At 50.6% G+C, this 18963-nt stretch carries 20 protein-coding genes; 9 read left to right on the forward strand and 11 right to left on the reverse strand.

From position 1 onward, the window contains the following. Positions 1 to 25: 25 nt before the first annotated feature. A complete protein-coding gene (locus PCH01S_RS01190; RefSeq protein ID WP_042226019.1) occupies positions 26 to 1405 on the reverse strand; it encodes a sensor histidine kinase in 1380 nt (459 codons plus the stop codon). Continuing rightward, a complete protein-coding gene (locus PCH01S_RS01195; protein WP_042226020.1) occupies positions 1402 to 2082 on the reverse strand; it encodes a response regulator transcription factor in 681 nt (226 codons plus the stop codon). Before PCH01S_RS01195 ends, PCH01S_RS01190 begins: the two co-directional genes overlap by 4 nt. A 285-nt stretch (positions 2083 to 2367) precedes the next feature. Here PCH01S_RS01195 and PCH01S_RS01200 point away from each other — a divergent pair, with 285 nt between their 5' ends. Beyond that, positions 2368 to 3093: a YceI family protein gene (locus tag PCH01S_RS01200; RefSeq protein ID WP_241688669.1), complete on the forward strand. Its 726-nt coding sequence runs from the start codon at positions 2368 to 2370 to the stop codon at positions 3091 to 3093. 67 nt (positions 3094 to 3160) lie between these two features. Continuing rightward, on the forward strand, positions 3161 to 3979 hold the full coding sequence (locus PCH01S_RS01205; protein WP_042226269.1) for a class I SAM-dependent methyltransferase: 819 nt from the start codon (positions 3161 to 3163) through the stop codon (positions 3977 to 3979). A gap of 123 nt (positions 3980 to 4102) precedes the next feature. On the opposite strand, the gene PCH01S_RS01210 is transcribed toward PCH01S_RS01205, so the two are convergent. Together PCH01S_RS01210 and xerS are read right to left on the reverse strand one after the other, a co-directional pair. After that, positions 4103 to 4657 carry a GNAT family N-acetyltransferase gene (locus tag PCH01S_RS01210; RefSeq protein WP_042226272.1) on the reverse strand — a complete coding sequence of 185 codons (555 nt, stop codon included), beginning with the start codon at positions 4655 to 4657 and terminating at the stop codon, positions 4103 to 4105. A 230-nt stretch (positions 4658 to 4887) separates the two neighbouring features. Continuing rightward, positions 4888 to 5970: a tyrosine recombinase XerS gene (xerS, locus tag PCH01S_RS01215; protein ID WP_042226023.1), complete on the reverse strand. Its 1083-nt coding sequence runs from the start codon at positions 5968 to 5970 to the stop codon at positions 4888 to 4890. 326 nt (positions 5971 to 6296) lie between these two features. Between xerS and PCH01S_RS01220 the strand changes: the two genes are divergently transcribed. Both PCH01S_RS01220 and PCH01S_RS01225 read left to right on the forward strand, forming a co-directional pair. Next, a complete protein-coding gene (locus PCH01S_RS01220; protein WP_042226025.1) occupies positions 6297 to 6977 on the forward strand; it encodes a DUF421 domain-containing protein in 681 nt (226 codons plus the stop codon). Positions 6978 to 6995: 18 nt separating this feature from the next. Next, positions 6996 to 7508 (forward strand): DNA-deoxyinosine glycosylase, encoded by a 513-nt coding sequence (locus tag PCH01S_RS01225; protein ID WP_042226028.1) that lies wholly within the window; start codon positions 6996 to 6998, stop codon positions 7506 to 7508. A gap of 183 nt (positions 7509 to 7691) precedes the next feature. On the opposite strand, the gene PCH01S_RS01230 is transcribed toward PCH01S_RS01225, so the two are convergent. Then, positions 7692 to 8855 carry an iron-containing alcohol dehydrogenase gene (locus PCH01S_RS01230; RefSeq protein ID WP_042226031.1) on the reverse strand — a complete coding sequence of 388 codons (1164 nt, stop codon included), beginning with the start codon at positions 8853 to 8855 and terminating at the stop codon, positions 7692 to 7694. A gap of 106 nt (positions 8856 to 8961) precedes the next feature. Further along, entirely contained in the window at positions 8962 to 9378 is a 417-nt protein-coding gene (locus PCH01S_RS01235; RefSeq protein WP_042226034.1) for an organic hydroperoxide resistance protein, read from the reverse strand. Positions 9379 to 9623: 245 nt separating this feature from the next. Here PCH01S_RS01235 and PCH01S_RS01240 point away from each other — a divergent pair, with 245 nt between their 5' ends. Next, positions 9624 to 9821, forward strand: coding sequence for a hypothetical protein (locus tag PCH01S_RS01240; RefSeq protein WP_042226036.1), 198 nt, complete (start codon positions 9624 to 9626; stop codon positions 9819 to 9821). A 100-nt stretch (positions 9822 to 9921) separates the two neighbouring features. Here the strand turns inward: PCH01S_RS01240 and PCH01S_RS01245 are convergent, their stop codons facing one another. Further along, complete coding sequence (locus PCH01S_RS01245) at positions 9922 to 11448, reverse strand: PH domain-containing protein (protein WP_042226038.1); 1527 nt, start codon at positions 11446 to 11448, stop codon at positions 9922 to 9924. Continuing rightward, positions 11441 to 11920: a PH domain-containing protein gene (locus PCH01S_RS01250; RefSeq protein WP_042226039.1), complete on the reverse strand. Its 480-nt coding sequence runs from the start codon at positions 11918 to 11920 to the stop codon at positions 11441 to 11443. Before PCH01S_RS01250 ends, PCH01S_RS01245 begins: the two co-directional genes overlap by 8 nt. Positions 11921 to 12178: 258 nt before the next feature. Between PCH01S_RS01250 and PCH01S_RS01255 the strand changes: the two genes are divergently transcribed. From PCH01S_RS01255 to PCH01S_RS01265, 3 genes are all read left to right on the forward strand, one after another. Then, the gene (locus PCH01S_RS01255) at positions 12179 to 13480 is read left to right on the forward strand and encodes a Stk1 family PASTA domain-containing Ser/Thr kinase (protein WP_042226041.1); all 1302 of its coding nucleotides are present in this window, start codon (positions 12179 to 12181) and stop codon (positions 13478 to 13480) included. A 190-nt stretch (positions 13481 to 13670) separates the two neighbouring features. After that, positions 13671 to 14228 (forward strand): hypothetical protein, encoded by a 558-nt coding sequence (locus tag PCH01S_RS01260; RefSeq protein ID WP_042226043.1) that lies wholly within the window; start codon positions 13671 to 13673, stop codon positions 14226 to 14228. 172 nt (positions 14229 to 14400) lie between these two features. Next, a complete protein-coding gene (locus tag PCH01S_RS01265; RefSeq protein ID WP_042226046.1) occupies positions 14401 to 15825 on the forward strand; it encodes a PQQ-dependent sugar dehydrogenase in 1425 nt (474 codons plus the stop codon). Between the two features lie 69 nt (positions 15826 to 15894). On the opposite strand, the gene PCH01S_RS29475 is transcribed toward PCH01S_RS01265, so the two are convergent. The 3 genes from PCH01S_RS29475 to PCH01S_RS01275 all read right to left on the reverse strand — a co-directional run bounded on the left by PCH01S_RS29475 (position 15895) and on the right by PCH01S_RS01275 (position 17205). Further along, positions 15895 to 16284 (reverse strand): YmaF family protein, encoded by a 390-nt coding sequence (locus tag PCH01S_RS29475; protein ID WP_084706485.1) that lies wholly within the window; start codon positions 16282 to 16284, stop codon positions 15895 to 15897. Positions 16285 to 16377: 93 nt separating this feature from the next. Continuing rightward, a complete protein-coding gene (locus PCH01S_RS01270; RefSeq protein WP_042226047.1) occupies positions 16378 to 16950 on the reverse strand; it encodes a hypothetical protein in 573 nt (190 codons plus the stop codon). A 69-nt stretch (positions 16951 to 17019) separates the two neighbouring features. Further along, entirely contained in the window at positions 17020 to 17205 is a 186-nt protein-coding gene (locus tag PCH01S_RS01275) for a hypothetical protein (protein ID WP_042226050.1), read from the reverse strand. A gap of 214 nt (positions 17206 to 17419) precedes the next feature. Here PCH01S_RS01275 and cls point away from each other — a divergent pair, with 214 nt between their 5' ends. Next, positions 17420 to 18865 (forward strand): cardiolipin synthase, encoded by a 1446-nt coding sequence (gene cls, locus PCH01S_RS01280; RefSeq protein WP_042226052.1) that lies wholly within the window; start codon positions 17420 to 17422, stop codon positions 18863 to 18865. Positions 18866 to 18963 lie beyond the last annotated feature (98 nt).

The raw sequence follows: 18963 nt of genomic DNA on the forward strand, positions 1-18963 counted from the left end.
TTATGAACGGACGATGAACGGAAGATTACAGTTTTGGAAGCCGAATCTGAAATAGCGTTCCTTCGCCCGGAAGGCTCTTCGCTTCGATGCTGCCCCGGTGCAAGGCGACGATTTTATGAGCGATGGACAGTCCGAGGCCGCTGCCGGAGCGGGAGCGGTTGCGGGATTTATCCCCTTTATAGAAGCGGTCAAAAATATGGGGGAGGTCTTCGGGAGGGATACCCGGTCCGGTATCGCCGATTGAGACGAGGATTTCTTGTTGTTCTTGCCGGATCTGAACGGAGATCGTGTCTCCCGGCCGGGTAAATTTGATGCTGTTGGCAATCAGATTCAACCACACCTGATGCAGAAGCTGCGAATCCGCGCGAATGACCAGTTCGGGGAGATCCAGCTGAAGCTGAAGCTCTTTTTCCGTCCACTGCCATTCCGTCGTAATGAAAATTTGGCGGATCTGCTCGTCCAGCCGGAAGGAGGAAGGTTTGAGGGCACTCGTTTCTTTGTCCAGAGCGGCGAGCGTCAGAAGCTCTTTGCTGAGGGACGACAGCCGGCGGCTTTCTTCTTCAATAATCCGGAGGTATCTCCGTTCTTCCTCGGGGGAAGCGCCTTTTTCCAGCATGCTCTGGGCAAAACCTTGAATCGTCGTGAGAGGAGACTGAATTTCATGCGAGACATTGGCGACAAACTCCTGCCGCATCTGATCGAGTTTTTCCAGCGACTGTGCCATCTGCGTAAAATGCCGGGCCAAGTTGCCGATTTCGTCACGCCGCGTGACGTCCATGCGGATGTTGTAGTCTCCGCCTACGATCTTGTTCGTGGCTTCCGTCAATTTCTGTACGGGCTTAACGATAAAGCGGGTGGAAATAACAATCAGCACCAGACTGAGCAGGAACGTGAAGCCGAGTAGAAGCGCCATCAGAATCCGGACTTCTCCGATCTGCTGCTCCATGTCGGGACGAATGAACAAGGCGATGGTTTTGCCGCCGCTTCGAACCGGAAGACCGATGCTGTTGCGGATGCTGTTCTCGAAAAAACCCGTGACGAGGAGCAGGTGGCGTTCTTCCATAACTCCGTGGTAAGTTTCGCCGTTCAGCACGCGGACAATCGTGTCCCGTTCGATCTCCTTATGTTTAAAAGGCGACCCGTAAAAAGTTCCCCGCAGGCTGTCGTCTACCGCATAAACCTGAAACCCCATATTGGCGATGCGGGTCAAATACTCGCCCGGCGCAAGTCCCGGAATTTCCTCGTACAGGCCCCGGATTTCCTGAGAAATTCTCAGAATCTTCTGTTCGTTATAGTCCCGGAGCTTGGCGGAGTAGTAGCTGTTGGATAAGAGAAGTGCGGCCGCGCTGCTGATCACGGCGATCAGAAGGAAAGTGACGACGATCCGTACATACAAGGTCTTCATGTGGAGCACACCTCTAATTTGTAGCCGAGGCCGCGTACCGTTGTCAGCACGAAGTCGCTCGTTTTCTCGTGAAAACGTTCCCGAAGCCGCTTGATATGCACATCGATTGTCCGGCTGCCTCCTTCATAGTCGGCTCCCCAAACCAGTTTCAGGAGCTGTTCCCTCGTAAAAATGCGTCCCGGCTGGCTGGCCAGTTGAGCGAGCAGTTCAAATTCTTTGAGCGGAATGACATAGGTCTCTCCGTTCATATGTATTTCATAGCTCTTGCGATCTATAACCGTCCGGTTCAGTGCGATAACTTCCGAGGAAACGAGCTGATACCTCCGAAGCAGAGCTTTCACTCGGAAAAGTAGTTCTTTAGGCTCGAACGGTTTTACGAGATAATCGTCCGTCCCGGATAAATATCCTTTTTCCTTGTCCTCAAGTTCACCTTTGGCCGTAAGCAAAATAACCGGGATATCGTAATAGCTGCGAATTTCTTCGCAAAGCTCCAGTCCGTTTTTACCCGGCATCATAACGTCGATAACCGCGAGATGAATTTGCTCCCGTTCCAGCAGTGCGGCGGCTTCTTCGCCGTCAGCGGCCTCGGATACGAGATAATTTTCCTTTTTGAAAATAAATTGCAGAAGCTCGCGGATATGCGCATCGTCATCGGCAATCAAGAGATGAGTTTTCAAGCTAACACCTTCTTAAAGGGAGTGGTTGCTTCATTATTGTACTCGAATCCCGGCGAATGTAAAAATTGACTTAAAATTTGAATAATTCCGTATACCCAGAAAAATAAGGAGAGGAATATGAATTTTTACGACGAATTAGTTACCTAGGACAAAATTCCTATAACGGTGGCTTTTAGGAGATGAATTGAAAACGCTTATAAGACAAGTGAATTAGTTTTCATAATAAATATTATGTAAACAATTGAAAGCTATCCGGTTATGCCAAAAAGGGGGGACTGCTTACGAATGAATCGGAGTCGCTATTGGTGGTTCGGTACGCTTGGAGCTGTTCTGATTTTGGGGAGTTTGACGGGATATATCGCCATAGCCAGGGATACTTTGTGGGTCCAGGAAAAAGAAATACAAAGAGGGGATAAGCTGGGGCCGCTCCAATTGGCAAAAACATGGAAAGTGACTGCAGGGTCTTCGGCGGCGGTTTCGGTCCTATCTCCTCACGAATCACTGGATTTGACGTTTCCGAAGCTTTCGGGGCTGTTAACCATCAACAAGGAAGAGACGGAACCCGTAGTCGGGACGATTGCCGCCGACATGACCTCTCTTTATTCGGAAGATCCTGCCTGGAACGCCAAACTGCGGGACTGGTATTTTTTTAACGTTAAATCTTACCCGGAAGCCTCGTTTCGGATCGTTAAAGTGGGCGGGTTCGAAAAACCGCTGCTGGAAGGGGAACCTCATCCGCTGACGATCGAGGGCGAAATGACCGTTCGGAATATGACCCAACCGATCCAGTTTAAAGGGGAGATCACGCATACCGGCGGCCGGATGGAGCTAAAAGCAAGGTGCAGCGGCCTGGAAACCAAAAAATTCGGCATTCCCGAGCTTCTGGAACCGATCTATACGGGGAAAAATGTGGCCACGCTTGAAGTGACGCTTATTCTGGAACCTGAAGATCCCGATACCTCTAGACACAGGCAAGCCGATTCGCACAATTTCCGCGAGATTGGCGCTTGACTCATGCCAAACATTCTCTTCTTCCATACGGTAATAGTATCCGGTAAAAGGATAGGGAGCGATGGGAATGAAAATAGATTTGGGATGCGGCCTGCGCAAACATCCCGGTTTTATCGGCATCGACAAGGAGCCGCTCCCCGGTGTTGATCTCCAGTGCGATTTAAACGATGGTATCCCTCTAGAAACCGGTACGGTTGATTTCGTCATGGCCAGCCGTTCGCTGGAATACGTGCCCGATCTGATGAACGTAATGAAGGAGATTTACCGGGTTTGCCGGCATAAAGCAGTCATCTGTCTGCTTGCTCCATACGCTCATACATCCTATCATGCGCTTAACCCGAAGTTCCGTTCCCGGTTTGACGAACAACTGCCCCGGTTTTTTACGAACGAGTTGTATGTATACGATCCTATGCGTGAAAACAGCTATATGACCGACGTGCCGGCCGGATGGGATAAGGAGGCCAAGGCCGAGATCGATTTGAGGCTGCTGCGCTGCGAATTCTTTTATCTGCCGCAGTATCTGTCTCCCATTTACGATGAAGAAGACCGGCGTATGCTCCGGCAATCCACGCTAAATGTGGTGGACGAAATCTTGTATTATTTCGTAGCCGTTAAGGAGCCGATTTCTCAGCAGGAGCTGGATGAGCTGGCCCAGGGCACTTACGAAGAGCCGGTTCTTCTGGCGGAGCGCAGAAGGGAAGAGGCAATCAGAGAGGAAAGCAGGCGGCCGCCCGAAAGCACGTTCCGTCATGAGCCAGGCTCCGTCCTTCCCCAGCGGGATCCGCTGCCGGTTCCCCGCAAACGAAGGAAAGGGAGCAAGAAACCGGTGAAAAAGAAACCGGCTGCGCGCAAACCGGCAAAAGGCCTGCGTAAACGGAAACAGTGAACCGGACCAAAGCTTATATGCCGGTCAAGGCCGTTAGGCGCATTGAAAAAAGACAGTTCAGGAGAGCTTATGCAAGCTCGTGTGAACTGTCTTTTGTTATGTGGAAAGTGATCCGGCCGGTAGTTAAGAGCGCGGCCGTTCGTCTTCTTCGAGAATGGCAAACATCACATGATCCTGCCAGACTCCGTTGATTTTCACGTTTTTGCGGGCGACCCCTTCACGCTGAAACCCCGCCTTTTCCAGCACCCGGATAGAGCCGACATTATGAGGCATGACCCCCGCCTCCACCCGGTGAAACCCGGCCTCATCGAAAGCGAAGTCCAGGGCAAGACGTGCCGCTTGCGACATAATCCCTTTGCCCTGGTAAGCATGATCCAGACAGTACCCCATCATGCATTTGTGCGCCGGTTCTCGGGCGACGTGAAACAAGGATAGTTCACCGATCAGCTCATCGTTTTCTTTGAAAAACAGACCAAAGTTATAGCTTTTGTCCGCCGATCTGTTCTCGTCCCACATCCGTATCCGTGCGGTTTGTTCTTCAAGTGTATAAAACGTGTCGGGACGTGTAATCGTAAAGGGCTCAAAATGGGCCCGGTTTCTGTGCATTAAAGAGAGGAGAGCGGGAGCATCCTCCTCGGTTAAATAGCGGAAGTAGATAAGATCAGTGGTTATTGTCATCATGATCACGGCATCCTTTGCGACAGAGTAGAGTGAGTGTAACGGAATCTGACGGAAAACAAACATTTATTTATGGCATTAACTATATATAATTAACCTCGTTAATTATTTTGCGAGAGACTTGCTTTTCCTTATCGGTCTTGACGCGCCGGTCCCAAAGGTTTTGATAGGGGCGGATGAAAAATCAGATATATTTAATGATATTAATCATTAGCGGCGTGAATGAATATTTATCCTTCTTTCCTTTTATCGATCGCTTCTTCCATCGTTTTATCGGTCAAATGGGCATAAATTTGCGTGGTATCGGACGACGCGTGTCCAAGCTGTTCCTGTGTCTTGTACAAATCGTTTTGCAAATAATAGTCGGTCGCGAATGAATGCCGCAGCTTATGTACGCTTAGAAAAGGTTTGCCGAAGCGCTTCGCATATTTGATAACCATTTCCTGAATGGCCCGTTTGGACATTAGCTGCCCTTCCTTTTTACCGTTAGGAATCGTAAGAAAAAGCGCTTTTTCCTTCTTGGGGGGATGGTACCGGGTGTCTCTAAGCTGCAGGTAACAGGTTAAATCGTCCACGGCCTCCTGCCGGAAGAAAACCCTTGTTTTGAAGGAACCGTCGTTGTTCCCTTTGCGGTACACGTACACGGTTCTTTTTTTCATATCGAGATCGTCCTGCGTTAAATTAACGACTTCCGACACGCGAAGACCCGAATGAAGAATAAGGCTTACGATGCAGGCATCGCGGATTTTGTTCAGTTCATACGCATACAGGGCCTGTTTATTGTTCGCGATGTCATGCTCGTACCCGCTGCGGATATAGTCGATAAATTCGAAGATTTCATTCTCCTGAAGAAGCTTTCCTTCCAATTTTCCCGCCAGATCTTTGGCCTTGTTCGTCCGCTTGATTTCGATCTTGGCCATCACGTTTCGTTTAAGCAGCGGATAATAATTCTCATCCTCCGCAATCTGACTCAAGTAGTGAAACAAAGAGCGCAGAGATGAAATTTTACGGTTAATCGTAATCTTCGTGTTGGCTTGATCTTTCTTGGTCGCCAGATAAGCCCGGTAATGATCGACGCTTTCCATATGGAGCTTTTCCAAATCCTCCAGTGGAATGTCCGCCATCCGTTCCGCGGTACTGAGTCCCTCGGCCAGAAGCCAGGAAAAGAACGTTTCATAATCCCGTACATACTCCAGCAGAGTGGAAGGGGAGAGGTCCGGAAGTTTGTGATGGATGAATTTATCCACATACCAAGGCATAGAAGGAATCTTTTTATCGAGTTCTTCACGGTCTTTTTGTTTTTGAATATTCATGGGGTGCACCTCAATACCTTTCTTAATCAAGCGAGCCTCAAACATCGAACAGCGTCATCAGGTATAATTTGGCATCTTAAAATAAGACGACTTAAAGTTTACATAATAAATATTATGTTACTTAATGAAACCTTTCTTCATTTCTTCCTTGTTTATCCGTGATCTCCGTCTTCCTATTATATACCATGCCCGGCTGACGCGGAATTCCTGTTTGCAAGCAGGCTTTTCCGGTTATTGAGTACTAACTGAACGCCTTGACGGCTAATATTCAGGTTACCGACATTACGCAGCCCAGAAAACGTAGACCAGAAAGCGGGGGTTCCAATATGGATTTTATGTACATCGGCATCAAACTGATTACCGGATTCATCGGCTTATGGGGGATGACCCGGCTGCTCGGCAAAAAGGAAATTTCCCAGCTCACCCCGTTCGATTTCGTTTCCGCTCTTATGCTGAGTGAACTTGTGGGGAACACCGTGTATGATAAAGAGGTCAAATATCTTGAGCTTCTGTTTGCGCTCGCCTTCTGGACCGTGCTTTCCCTGACCTTCGAAAAAATCACTCAAAAATATAAAAAGCTGCGCCGCGCTTTCGAAGGAAGTCCGGCAGTGGTCATTGAGAAAGGGAAGCTGAACGTAAAAGCTATGCGATCGAACAGTCTCGATTTGGAACAGCTTCTTATGCTGCTGAGGGAGCAGGGGATTTTTTCCCTTCACGAAGTCGCTTACGGTATTTTCGAAAACAACGGCTCGCTCAGTATTTTGAAAAAATCGCCGTACGATACGGTCGTTCGGGGAGACTTGAACCTGCCGGATGAACCCGTCGAACTCCCGGTTCCTCTAATTGAAGAAGGAGAAATCAAATTCAAAGAGCTGGAACGCATCGGCCGCGACGAAGAGTGGCTGAAGGAACAGATGAAGGAATCGGGGTTCAAGCAGATTAAAGATATTTTCTATGCGGAGTGGCATCGCGAGCATGGCTTCTACGCATCGGGATGGGGAAAATAAGAAGAGGAGAAGGTACTTATGTTATGTATGGGATTCGAGCCCGTCATCGCTCCGGACAGCGTTGTTCTGATTCTGGGCTCCATGCCGGGAGAGCTTTCGCTGGAAAGACAGGAATACTACGGAAATCCGCGCAACGATTTCTGGAGGTTGCTGGCTTCGCTGCACGGTGAAGACCATGTGCCGGGTACCTATGAAGAGCGGCTGCGGTTTGCGCTGGGCCGCAAAATCGCTCTATGGGATGTGCTCGCTTCCTGCGAGCGGGAGGGGAGTCTGGACGCGAACATCCGGGAGCCGGCCGTGAACGATTTTGACGCGTTGTTTGCGGAATATCCGAACCTTCGCACCGTCCTGTTTAACGGCGCGGCTTCCGAGAAACTGTTCCGCAAACATGCCGGGCACCTGCTCGCCGATAGCCGGCTCGGCTTTGTCCGGCTGCCGTCGTCGAGTCCGGCCAACGCGATGGGCTGGGAGCGCAAGCTCGCCGCCTGGCGGGAAGCCTGGCAGGGCGTGACCGGCCGCGGGGAGGCATAGACGCGGCGTTGAACCGTGCCGGGCAGGTCAAGCCTGCTGACACAAAGAAGCCCCGCTTCACTGACAATCGTCAATGAAGCGGGGCTTCTTCTATGTTCAGCAGGAGCTTGGGCCTGGCCTTCACGAGGCGTGCGCCTTGCGGCAGCGTTGCCGGGAAGGACCGTGCCGTGCAGCTCGGGACCGTTACAGCGACGCCTTGTAAATGGCCGTCACGTCTTCACGGTCCAGACGCTTGAAGTAGCCGAACGGACCGTAGACCATCGCACGGTCGACCATGACGTCGAGCTTGCTGTCGTCGATGTCGTAATCCGCCAGACGGCTTGGCGCGCCGATCGAATTCCAGAAGCTGCGCAGCGCTTCAATGCCTTCAAGCGCGACATCACGGTCGGATTTGCCATCAGCCGAGATGCCGAATACACGGACCGCGAACTGCTTGAAACGTCCCACATTCTCATCGAGAACGTGCGTCATCCAGTTCGGGAACAGAATGGCAAGACCTCCGCCGTGCGGAATATCGTAAACGGCCGAAACCGCATGCTCGATATTGTGGGTCGCCCAGTCTCCCTGTACACCCATGGCCAGAATGCCGTTCAAAGCCATCGTGCCGCTGTAGAGAATGGTTTCCCGGTATTCGTCATTCTCCAGATCGTTAACCAGCTTCGGAGCCGTTTCGATCACAGATTTCAAGATGGTCTCGCAAAAGCCGTCTTGGACAAGTGTGTTCGGCGTATGATGGAAGTACTGCTCGAATACGTGCGACATAATGTCCACCATGCCGTACACCGTCTGATCTTTGGGCACGGTTGCCGTGAAGACCGGATCGAGAATGGAGAATTTCGGGAAAACGAGCGGGGAACCCCAGCCGTATTTCTCTTGGGTTTCCCAGTTGGTGATGACGGAACCGGAGTTCATTTCCGAACCGGTCGCCGCCAGCGTCAGGACGGTTCCGAACGGCAAGGCATCCGCGGGGGATGCTTTGCGGGTCATGAAATCCCACACGTCGCCGTCGTATTTAGCGCCCGCTGCGATCGCTTTCGTGCAGTCGATGACGCTGCCGCCGCCTACGGCAAGAATCACGTCGATCTTTTCTTTCTTGCAGAGATCCGCGCCGCGCTTGACCGTACTTACGCGGGGGTTCGGCTCTACGCCGGCCAGTTCGAAAATTTCGGCACCGGCCTCTTTGAGCAGGGAAACGACCTGGTCGTAAAGCCCGCTGCGTTTAATACTGCCGCCGCCGTACACGAGAAGCACTCTTTTGCCGTATGCGGTAAGCTCTTTAGGAAGCTGCTGCAGCTGCCCTTTGCCGAAAATGAGCTTGGTCGGATTATGGAAAGTAAAGTTTTTCATAAGAGGATCTCCTTCTACCGGAAAAATGGACGAAAATATCCGTCTTTTCTATTGTAGCCTATGAGCGGGACGGCAATCCACTTTATCCAGGTAGGGATTGGAAGAATTAAACCGCTTGAAGATCTACCTCAATATTTCCGCGTGTGGCACGGGAATACGGGCAAACCTGATGAGCTTCTTCAAGCAGCTTTTCAACCTCGGATTTATCCGCTCCGGGCACGGATAGCTGGAGTTTAGCCGACAATTGCAGGCTTCCGTCCTCGTTTTTGCCGATCGAAACCTCTGCCGTCAGCTTCGCGTTTTCCGTGGAGATGCCTTTTTTCTTGGCGACCAGTTCTACCGCGCTCAAAAAGCAAGCCGAATAGCCGGAAGCGAACAATTGTTCGGGGTTCGTTCCTTCGCCACCGTCACCGCCCATTTCTTTGGGCATGCTGAGCTGTAAATCCAGTTTGCCGTCGGGAGTAGCCACACGTCCTTTGCGTCCACCTTGAGCTGTTGCGGAAGTCGTATACATGGTTTTCATGATCGTTTATCTCCTTTCGAATGTGAGGAATGTCAGCCAAATCAAGGATTTGTCCGCTCCTACTCCTTAAAGCAACGGAGGACGGATGAAACGGAAAGGGCCGGAAGTAAAATGCTGGATAACGGCGGAATCATCTGAAAGCGAACAAGAAGGAACGTGCGGATAACGAAAATGCGCTTTTTACGGGTGGGAGAACAAATGTTCCATTCCATGAGAAAACAGAGGCAAAAAACGAGAAAGCCAGCGTGCGTCTTCCGGAGAACCGGGAGATTCCTGCCGCAGGCGATCTTGAGCTTCTTTCAATGCTGGAAACGACCTATGCCGTCGTTACTTGCCGGGGCAGCCGCGAGGAAATGATGAACCTATACGGCCGGCTTGAGGAGTGGATCGGCGGCAGCGGATATGAACCGGACAACGAAGAGGGGGTTACTCTTTTGAAGTAACCCCTGAAGCCGGTCAATCCGTTCGATATTCCGGCGGACGTGATCGACGCTTTTCATTTCGATATTTACCGGGCCGTCCGGCTCCGGCACCAGCGCTGAGTTAGTCCTTGGCCTGCGCATGATCCGCGCTTCTGCTGAACCAGGACCACACCCGCTGCGCATCCCGCTCTTCGATGAAGGAGACTTCGCATGCGGCTGAGCCCGTGTCTCCCATCACCGAAACGGAGAGGCTCAGGAGCTGCTTGCGCCGCTGAGAGCGGGTGCCTTTCATGCGCAGGCTCAACATTTGCGGGCGCCGAACGAGCCAGGTCGACCTTGCGATCATCCGGCCGCGAAGGGTAAGCTGGTTTCCCTGCAGTGTCATTCCCGAGCTTCTGAAGCGGGAGTAAGACCACAGGAAATCAAGCAAAAGCAGCAGCAGTCCCCAGAGGGCGACCGGCCCCCAGAAATAGACGGCGGCCGCCGCAAGAACGGCCACTACGGCACCGTCGGTGCGGCTGTAATACAGCAGCGCTCTAGCCGGCGGGCGGCTCTCGATATCCGGCAGGCTGAAACGCGGGAGCAGCTGCGGCAGAAGCTGCGGAATCCGCTTGGCGGACACCAGCGGCATGAGCATGATTTTTTCTCCTTTGGATGAAGAAACGACCCGCAGCTCGATTTGCGCCCGTCCGAGAAGCTGCCGCACCAGCCCTTCTTTAATCAGCACCGCCTGTACGCGCGCCTCCTGGAAAGTGTGCTTCTTTTTTTCCAGCAGCCCGTAGGAAACGGTGAGCGTGCCGGCCTCGGCGCGGACGGTAAAGCCCGCGTATTTGAGCAGATACAAGAGTCCCGCCAGCAGCCATGCCGCCGCCAAACCGCCCAGGCCCAGCAGGACGTAGACCAGCCAGCCCCCGTGCAGCTCGTTGCGCGCGTTCCATAGCCGTGCATACACATTGCCCGGAAGCACGTTGTCGGCAAGAGACAAGACACCGGCCACGCAGGCCGCGATCAACCCGATGTTCAGCGTGGAGAACGCGGCAAGAATCAACGTTCCGGCCGTTGCCCGGTAAGCATACACGCCCGTCTTTTCCGCAGAAGCGGTATGCGGCAGGCGGCTTTTTGATACGGCAGGCACTGCATTCGGCTCCACTGCCTTCTCCGTGCTTCCGTCTCCTTCACCATTCTCTGCGGCAACGGGAGAATAACCGGACGAGGAGAGATAAGCGTTAATCTCCCGGATAATCCTTGCGGCTTCTTGAGCCGATACGGCGGGCAGTACGCCGTCCGACTCATTTTTGCCGCCCGGCATTTCGAACTTGAGCTGCACGACGCCAAGCAGCCGCTGTACAAAAGGCTGTTCCGTATTCATCGAATGTATTCTTGGATAATAAAACATTTTTTCCTCGTGAAAAATAAGGCCTTTTTGAATGATCAGACGATCTTCTTCCAACCGGTAGCGAAACGTGCTCCAGCCGACTGCTCCGAACCCCGCGAACAGCGCGCCGACGCCGAACAGCATCAGAAACGGAATCCATCGCCATTCTCCTTCCCGGATCGCCAAAAGCATAAAAATCGGAACGAAAGTTTGAAGCACCTTCAAGACGGGGAAAAGAATATAAGACTTATGCAGCTTGCGCGGCTCATTCATCTTCGTCCACCGCCCTTGCGAGCACGCCCAGCCGGTGTTTTAAAGCTTCCGCGTCGTCCTCGCTGAGGCCCCTGATCCGATGGGTCGTGGCGGCTGTCACAATTTTCAGTTCGGCGATCCCGTAATGTCTCTGAAGCGGCCCACGCTCCAGCTCGACATGCTGGACGCGTACCATCGGCACCAGGATATTCGTAATCCAGATCCAGCCGCTGCGGATTTCCAGTTCTTCTTCGGTCACTTCGAACGCATAGAGCCGGAATCTCGCCTGCGGTATCACGAAAGTGAACAATACAAGCGATACGGCGAAAACGGCAACGGCAATCCAGCCGGGCGGCATGAGCCAGTCACGGCTCTGCGCTACAGTCAGGTAAACAAGCGAAGCCAGCAGCAAAATGCCGTTGGTCAGCAGCGCGCTTATCTGAGATACGGTCACAAATCGCCGGTCCAGACGTCGGGTAAGCGGTCTGTTCATTTCTCATCACCTTTTCCTTTAAGGTTCTCTCTGTCTAGTTTCCAGCCTTTACCGGAAAGGCCTTTCCCCATTATAAAACATTTTTTCAAAACTGGAAGAAGCGGGGAGGATTTTTGCTATTTTCTTCGATTTCCTTCATAATGACACGAGAGACGCTTGTTTTCGCGCACAAAACATGAATGAGCTCCGAATGGTATACTATAGAAAGAGAACGATTGGAGAATCGTAGAGGATCGCACGGACGGGAGGACTGTTAGAATGGAACAGCGCATTGGAGAGCGGTACGTTTTGACCGAACCGATTCATCCTTTGGCGGATGGCGTCATGTATGCAGGGAAAGACCTGTCTTTGCACCGGGATGTATTTCTGCTCATGGTAGAAAAATCAGGGGACGCTTCATCATCCGATTACTTGCGTGTGCTCGGTCAGGCCGCGCAGTTTTCGGACGAACGTTTTTTTCATATTTTAAATGCGGGGCTTGCTGAAAATCACGTCTATACGGTATTGACCGCACAGAAAGGAACACCGCTTCCCGCTCAACTGGGACGCCACCGTATGCGGGGCATAGAAATTGTCTCCGCTGTTTTCGATTTGGGCAAAGGCATGCAGGAAGCGATGGAAGAGGGAATCTCCGGCTTCTCGGTAACGGCCGAGAATATGTGGCTGACGGAGGATAACCGCCTGAAAGTGATGAATTACTGGTCTCCCGGCAAACTGATTTCGCGCGGCTCGCTCGGTTTATGCACGCTGCTCTATCAAATCAGCACGCATTCGAAGCAAGGACCGGCGACGTTCGACCAGTACCAGGAGAATGTGGTGCCGGCCCTGACCGGTCTGACGTCCGGACAGAAGGAGGCGCTGCTTGCTTTGTCGCGCCGTGTTTTCCGCGAAGAAGTTTCGCTGTCTTCTTTTATATTCAGCCTGCGGGAAATCATCGCGCTGGACAAATCGCCGGAGGCTCCGCCTAAGGTGTTCGTCCCGCCGGCCGCTCCGAAGGAGCCGGTACGGGAGACCGCACCGCCGCGCATTCAGTACCGGCAGGAAGAAGAGCCTGCGCCGGAGCGGGTGCGGCGGACAGAGAAGCCCCCTAGGGCAAAGGAGCCGGAAGCGGAAGTAGCCGACACCCGGGAGCGGATGCCGCTCAGGCGGACCATCTGGACCTTGGGGACCGCCGCCATAGTCCTGCTCGGCATCGCTGTCTTCATGTATATGCTGCTGCCGGGCGGACCCAACAAAGGTCCCGGCAGCGGCGGTACGGCAGGCAATACGGCGACTGCCACGCCGGCACCTACACCTACGCCGATGAGTAACACGGCGACACCGGAGCCTACACCGACGCCCACGCCGCCAAACGATGCGGTGCCTGGCCAGATTCCGAACCTGATCGGAATGACCCAGGAAGCCGCGGAGCAGGCGGTGAAAGCGGCCGGAATGCGGTATTCGTACTTCATCGAACCGAATCCCGCCGAGAGCGGCACCGTATTCAGGCAGGATCCCCCGCCTAATCAGCCGGCGAACAAAGGCGACCGCGTTACGTTCTATATCAGCAAAGGACAATAACCGGCCGCCGCTAGCCTTGTATCAGCCAAAGAGCCTACACCTTCGGGTGAACGGCTCTTTTTTTGTAACTTTCACTGATTCTCTGCAAATTTACCCCTTCACAAGACATTTGATAACCTTCCTGAAAGACTGGAAATAGTTTACTATTATTCACGGAGACCGTAATAGTAAAAAAGGAGGACGGGGGCGAGTGGAGAAAGAGTGGTCGATGTGGGGCAACGAGCGGTATTTGTTTGACCTGCTTATGCATTCGGAAGGCTCATCCATTAAGATGCTGGAAATCATCCTTCAAGAACAATTGAGCGAGGAAGTCGTCGAACAGGTGCTGATCCCTTCTAAAAGCTTACATAAAAAGCCTCGCGCCGTCTTCGGACAAACAAGCCCGCTGCTGCGCAGAGTCAGTTCTTACCGATATAGGGAAGAGACCATTCTTCATAAGGCGATTTACGCTCATCTTGAGGCGCTGCCGGAAGGTACGCTGGACGGGATGAATTACGAGGAGCTTCAACTGGAGAAGCTGATTGACAGTCTGGAAACGAAGCGGGAAATTCTGTACGCGGGCTATGAGAACAACCGAAGCGCTGACGTCTGTTTCCACCCGGTTAAGCTCAAAGCGGATCTTTTTCCCGTAAAAGAATATCAGCTTACTTGCAACGGCTCCGTCTGTTTCCTGGTTCACGAGCTTTTTGATGCGGAGTTGATTTTACGGCATTCGCGCAGGAAATTAAGAAAAGAGATTTTTATGTGAAATCGTACGGACTTGCACCTTGTAAAGCTTGAAACGGTTAGCGGCTTCCGGAAATGTTCCGGGAGCTTTTTTATGTGTCACCCGAAGTATAGGCCGAAAGCTTACTTGGTACTAATAGAACCGTTCACATCATATTCTTTTAAAAAAACACTAAGAAGGAGCGTACAGTTATTTGATAAAAGTTAGGGCTAGTTTACGACCCCTTGTAAGCAAGATAAACTTACCCACTGTTTTGAAAACAACTATCCTTCCGGGTGACTCCATTGAAAGATTATTTATTGCAACCCAGGTAGGAGAGATCTTTTACATAGGGAACGGGGTTATAAAGACTTTTTTGGATATTCGCTCACGAATCATAAAACTAGGTGTCTCTAGTGGTGGATATGATGAACGGGGATTGGTAGGGTTAGCATTTCATCCCGAATTTTATTATAACGGTCTGTTTTATCTCCATTATTCAGTAGCGGGAACCCAAGGTCCGGGTGCTCTTCCAGGTGCTTTTGAATCCTTTAAGCCTAACCCGTGTGATTCTAAAACCTTAAACCTAAAGTGGATAAATAGAGAAATTCAATATGATCATATTGATACGGTTGAAGAATGGATTCTACAATCGAATGGTCAACCTCAAAAACGTCGGACATTACTTCATATAAGAAGACCGTTTTTAAATCATAATGGTGTCAATAGCTTAAACTTTTCACCTGAAACCGGAAAACTTGTTTTGACAACCGGAGATGGCGGATCAGGCTATGATCCATTTAATTTAAGCCAAGATGATATGGAAATCGCAGGTAAAATAATTGAAATTGATGTCGTTAAGAATACATTTATCGTCAATCCGCCCGTAGTTACGCGTTTTAATGAGCTGCCTGTACCTATTCAAGAAACGCTTACGGTCATTGCCAAAGGAGTTCGCAATATACCGGGCATTTCATTTCAAAGGTTTCATGATCAGTATATCAAATACGCGGGAAATGTCGGACAGGATCTCGTAGAGTCGATTTTTTCATTCATTCAGTATAAACCGATACCGGTTACTCAGCTTGTTCAAGCTTTTTTAATGAAATCTGAACCTGACCAAGAAGGATTTATTAACTTTGGCTGGCGAGGGTGGGAAGGCGCTTTTCCTACTGCGATAATAACAGGCTGTTCTGCAAATCCGGCTTTGGATGAAAAAACAATTGCTTATTTCGATGAAGCAGTAAAAACTTCCGTGCGGCGTCTTCAGCCTTTAACTAATTATTTTCACAAAGATCCCCGACCCGACAAGTTTGGAGCAACTGCACTTACAGGAGTCCAGCCCTATATGGGAAATGAAATTCCCGCTTTAACGGGAAACGTTGTGTTTACCGATCTAGCTCGGGCTAAAGAGTCTCAACTTCCGGTTAGAGGAGTTTTAGCTTATACCACGGTAAGAACGGATTGTCATCTAAATGATTTTAGTATCATTGAAACCGATTATAATTTTGGTTCTCAATCGGCTTATTATGTTAGTTTGGGTGCGAATCTGAATCAATCCAGACTCTATTTAGGGGTTTATGGCTCTATGAAGGTCGCTGATTTTAACCAAGGTACTGTTTTTGAAATTGTTCCATAACTCAGATATGATCACGATGGCATTGAAGGACGTACTGAAAAGTATAACGTACGTCCTTCACTTATTTTCTTACACACGACTAACTTCATTCCCTGTTCGCCCGCTATAGGCATGTGAATGAGGATGGCTGCCGTTAATCGTCGTATATCCCTCGAACAAGTGATAGTGTCCGCCCCCGGGAAGATCAATAGCCGGCCCGGTTGTTCCCTGTATCATGTGGATATGACCTTGATTTAGCGAAGTTTCGGTATGATATCCGTGTACATGAGGAACACCAGTAGGGGCAGGGGCAGTCCAGCTTGCATACTCATGAGAATGTCCGTCTTCAATGGAAGTTATCCCGGAAAATGCATGGACATGGACAGGGGTGCCGTTCCAAGACGTTATAAAAAGCTTGTGGGAATGATGGGCGTCGTCGTCTCCAGAATCCATTACGAATCCAGTAACAGGAATCTTCATACCGGGCTCCTTTCATCCTATGGGTCTGGAGTAGTGTATGAAGAATGATGTTTGTCAGGAAACTAAGTCAAGCTATTTATGTACACATACGTCTCATTTTCTACTAGATTGCTGTGCATTTTCATATAGCTGATACATATCCATCCCCGCGTCCAGAGACTTGGCGTTTTGGAAAGCTTCCTTGACGCTTCGTTTGTTCTGAATGAGGTCGTAAAAAAGCCTTAGAACAAACATGAGCGCGTCATTTCCATCCGGATAATCATTTGGCCCGATATAGATTTCGCAGCCACTGTCGAGAAATGCTTGTGCCGTCTCTAGTTCACCTAATGAGCATCCGTTGCCGATTACTGTTTTCCCTGCCAGCTTGGCAAAGCGTCTGATCTCCTCCGGTCCAAAGTTACCTTTGGGTTCTCCCGGATCATAGCTACTTTCGCCCAGCTCCGGCATGATAAATTGGCCTTCATCGCCATGGAAGCAGAGAAGGATCAAATCCGTATTCGGATACAGGTCCTTACCGGATAGGAGATCAATTAGATCATTCGGTCTGCCAATCCAATAAGTAAAAACTCTTGCACCCAAATACTCCAGAGTGCTTCGGATTGCTTGGACTTCCATATCGCAATCAGGTCCGCATACCAATGCTACGTTCATTACAGGTCTACTCATTTTCTTATACTCCTTTTGACAAAAAGAACAGGCGCAGTATACGCCCGTTCTTTTTTTTAGTTAACGAGATTAACTATGATAGCTGCCTGTCGGCGCGTTAAGGACCCATTCCAGCATAAGCGTCATATCTTCCAGTTTCTCAACTTGCGCTTTCAGGAAATCGTTCTCCGGGTCGCTGTTCAGGCGTTCCTGCACCGATTGCTTCTGTTTATTTAACTCCGTTAACTTTCTTTGGACCTGATCTTCTGTTCGCATGGCGTTCCGCACCTTTCCGCAAAAATGTTGACCTTTGACATGTTATTTTAGCATGTTTACAGGCGCGAACGTCAAAAATCCTCCGAAAACGACAATTTATTCGAAAAGAAAGCGGGATAAACTTTTCGATTTCATCCGAAATGATGTATGATCAGGAAAGGGACGGGCATCCCAAATATTCCCCGATCCCTTAGTTAAATGGAGGTACGCATCTTTGGACATCCTGATGAAGCTTTATTCTTTTGTTCCTCTATTGAACTTTCTGTTTGCTCTGGCTGTCGTGTTTATGGAGAAGAGGAACGCCAGCGTTACGTGGGCCTGGGTGATGGTTCTGATCTTTTTGCCGGGGATAGGATTTATCCTTTACCTGATCTTCGGTCAGAACATGAGCCGGCGCAAAATTTACAAGCTGAAGGAATTTAATCAGAAAGATATCGACAATCTGATCGAATCCCAGCGCAGAGGCTTCCGTGAAAGCCAGGTGAGATACAAGGACCCGGTTATGGCCGATTATCAGGATCTCATTTATATGAACTTGACCAGCAGTTCCGCGGTTTATACCCAGGACAACGAAGTCGAGATTTTTACGGACGGCAACGACAAATTCGCCTCTTTGCTGGCCTCGATTAAGGAGGCGCAGAGCCACATTCACTTGATGTACTACATCGTCAAAGACGACCGGCTCGGGCGCAGAGTTATCGATGCGCTTGCGGAGAAAGCGAAAGAAGGCGTCGAGGTCCGCTTTCTTTTCGACGATATCGGCAGCTCCTGGCTGCCTCGTCAGTTTTACAAACCGTTGCTGGATGCGGGCGGAGAAGTGGCGATTTTCTTCCCGTCCCGTATTCCGTACCTGAATTTCCGCGTCAATTACCGGAATCACCGGAAGCTGGCGATCATTGACGGCATGACCGGCTATATCGGCGGATTTAATATCGGCGACGAGTACCTCGGCATCAACGAGCGGTTCGGCGACTGGCGCGATACGCATCTGAAGGTAACGGGCAGCGCCGTTCTGCAGATGCAGGCCCAGTTCTTTATGGACTGGAACTTGGCGTCTTCTCACTACCTCAAAGCGGTATCGCGCTACTATCCTTTAATCAAGCATCCGGGATCGGTAGGCATTCAGATCGTATCAAGCGGTCCCGATAATGAGCTGGAACAAATCCGTAACGGATATTTGAAAATGATTTATGCGGCCAAAGAAAGCATTTTTATCCAAACGCCATATTTCGTGCCGGACGAGAGCCTTCTGACCGCGTTGAAAATGGCCGCGCTGTCGGGCGTGGATATCCGGATCATGATTCCGTCGATTCCCGATCACAAGATGGTTTATTGGGCCACCAAATCGTATCTGGGAGAACTTCTCAAGCTGGGCGTGAAAGGGTATTTGTACGAGAAAGGATTTCTCCATGCCAAAACCATCGTTATCGATGGCAAGGTCGCTTCGGTCGGGACGGCCAATCTCGATATGCGCAGCTTTAAGCTGAACTTTGAAGTCAATGCCTTTCTGTTTGACACCCGGACCGCTACGCGGCAGAGGTTAATTTTCGAAGAGGACATGATGTACTGCTCGCAGTTTACGCCCGATATGTACAAAGCCCGGTCTCTCGTGGACCGTATGCAGGAATCGGTAGCCCGTCTGGTTTCCCCGATTTTGTAGCGTAAGAGAAAAACCCGCGTTTTCGGCGGGTTTTTGTGTTTTCAACACAGCGGCGGAGCGGGCTGCAGATGACTTTGAACGTATTCGAACTTGTTCAA

Source organism: Paenibacillus chitinolyticus NBRC 15660 (genome assembly GCF_000739915.1).
Taxonomy (GTDB): Bacteria; Bacillota; Bacilli; order Paenibacillales; family NBRC-103111; genus Paenibacillus_F; species Paenibacillus_F chitinolyticus.

Bases quoted from the DNA above. Each gene is read 5' to 3' on its own strand.
- PCH01S_RS01190 (WP_042226019.1), bottom strand. From the start codon at position 1,405: ATGAAGACCTTGTATGTACGGATCGTCGTCACTTTCCTTCTGATCGCC.
- PCH01S_RS01200 (WP_241688669.1), top strand. From the start codon at position 2,368: ATGAATCGGAGTCGCTATTGGTGGTTCGGTACGCTTGGAGCTGTTCTG.
- PCH01S_RS01205 (WP_042226269.1), top strand. From the start codon at position 3,161: ATGAAAATAGATTTGGGATGCGGCCTGCGCAAACATCCCGGTTTTATC.
- PCH01S_RS01210 (WP_042226272.1), bottom strand. From the start codon at position 4,657: ATGACAATAACCACTGATCTTATCTACTTCCGCTATTTAACCGAGGAG.
- xerS (WP_042226023.1), bottom strand. From the start codon at position 5,970: ATGAATATTCAAAAACAAAAAGACCGTGAAGAACTCGATAAAAAGATT.
- PCH01S_RS01220 (WP_042226025.1), top strand. From the start codon at position 6,297: ATGGATTTTATGTACATCGGCATCAAACTGATTACCGGATTCATCGGC.
- PCH01S_RS01225 (WP_042226028.1), top strand. From the start codon at position 6,996: ATGTTATGTATGGGATTCGAGCCCGTCATCGCTCCGGACAGCGTTGTT.
- PCH01S_RS01230 (WP_042226031.1), bottom strand. From the start codon at position 8,855: ATGAAAAACTTTACTTTCCATAATCCGACCAAGCTCATTTTCGGCAAA.
- PCH01S_RS01235 (WP_042226034.1), bottom strand. From the start codon at position 9,378: ATGAAAACCATGTATACGACTTCCGCAACAGCTCAAGGTGGACGCAAA.
- PCH01S_RS01245 (WP_042226038.1), bottom strand. From the start codon at position 11,448: ATGAATGAGCCGCGCAAGCTGCATAAGTCTTATATTCTTTTCCCCGTC.
- PCH01S_RS01250 (WP_042226039.1), bottom strand. From the start codon at position 11,920: ATGAACAGACCGCTTACCCGACGTCTGGACCGGCGATTTGTGACCGTA.
- PCH01S_RS01255 (WP_042226041.1), top strand. From the start codon at position 12,179: ATGGAACAGCGCATTGGAGAGCGGTACGTTTTGACCGAACCGATTCAT.
- PCH01S_RS29475 (WP_084706485.1), bottom strand. From the start codon at position 16,284: ATGAAGATTCCTGTTACTGGATTCGTAATGGATTCTGGAGACGACGAC.
- PCH01S_RS01270 (WP_042226047.1), bottom strand. From the start codon at position 16,950: ATGAGTAGACCTGTAATGAACGTAGCATTGGTATGCGGACCTGATTGC.
- PCH01S_RS01275 (WP_042226050.1), bottom strand. From the start codon at position 17,205: ATGCGAACAGAAGATCAGGTCCAAAGAAAGTTAACGGAGTTAAATAAA.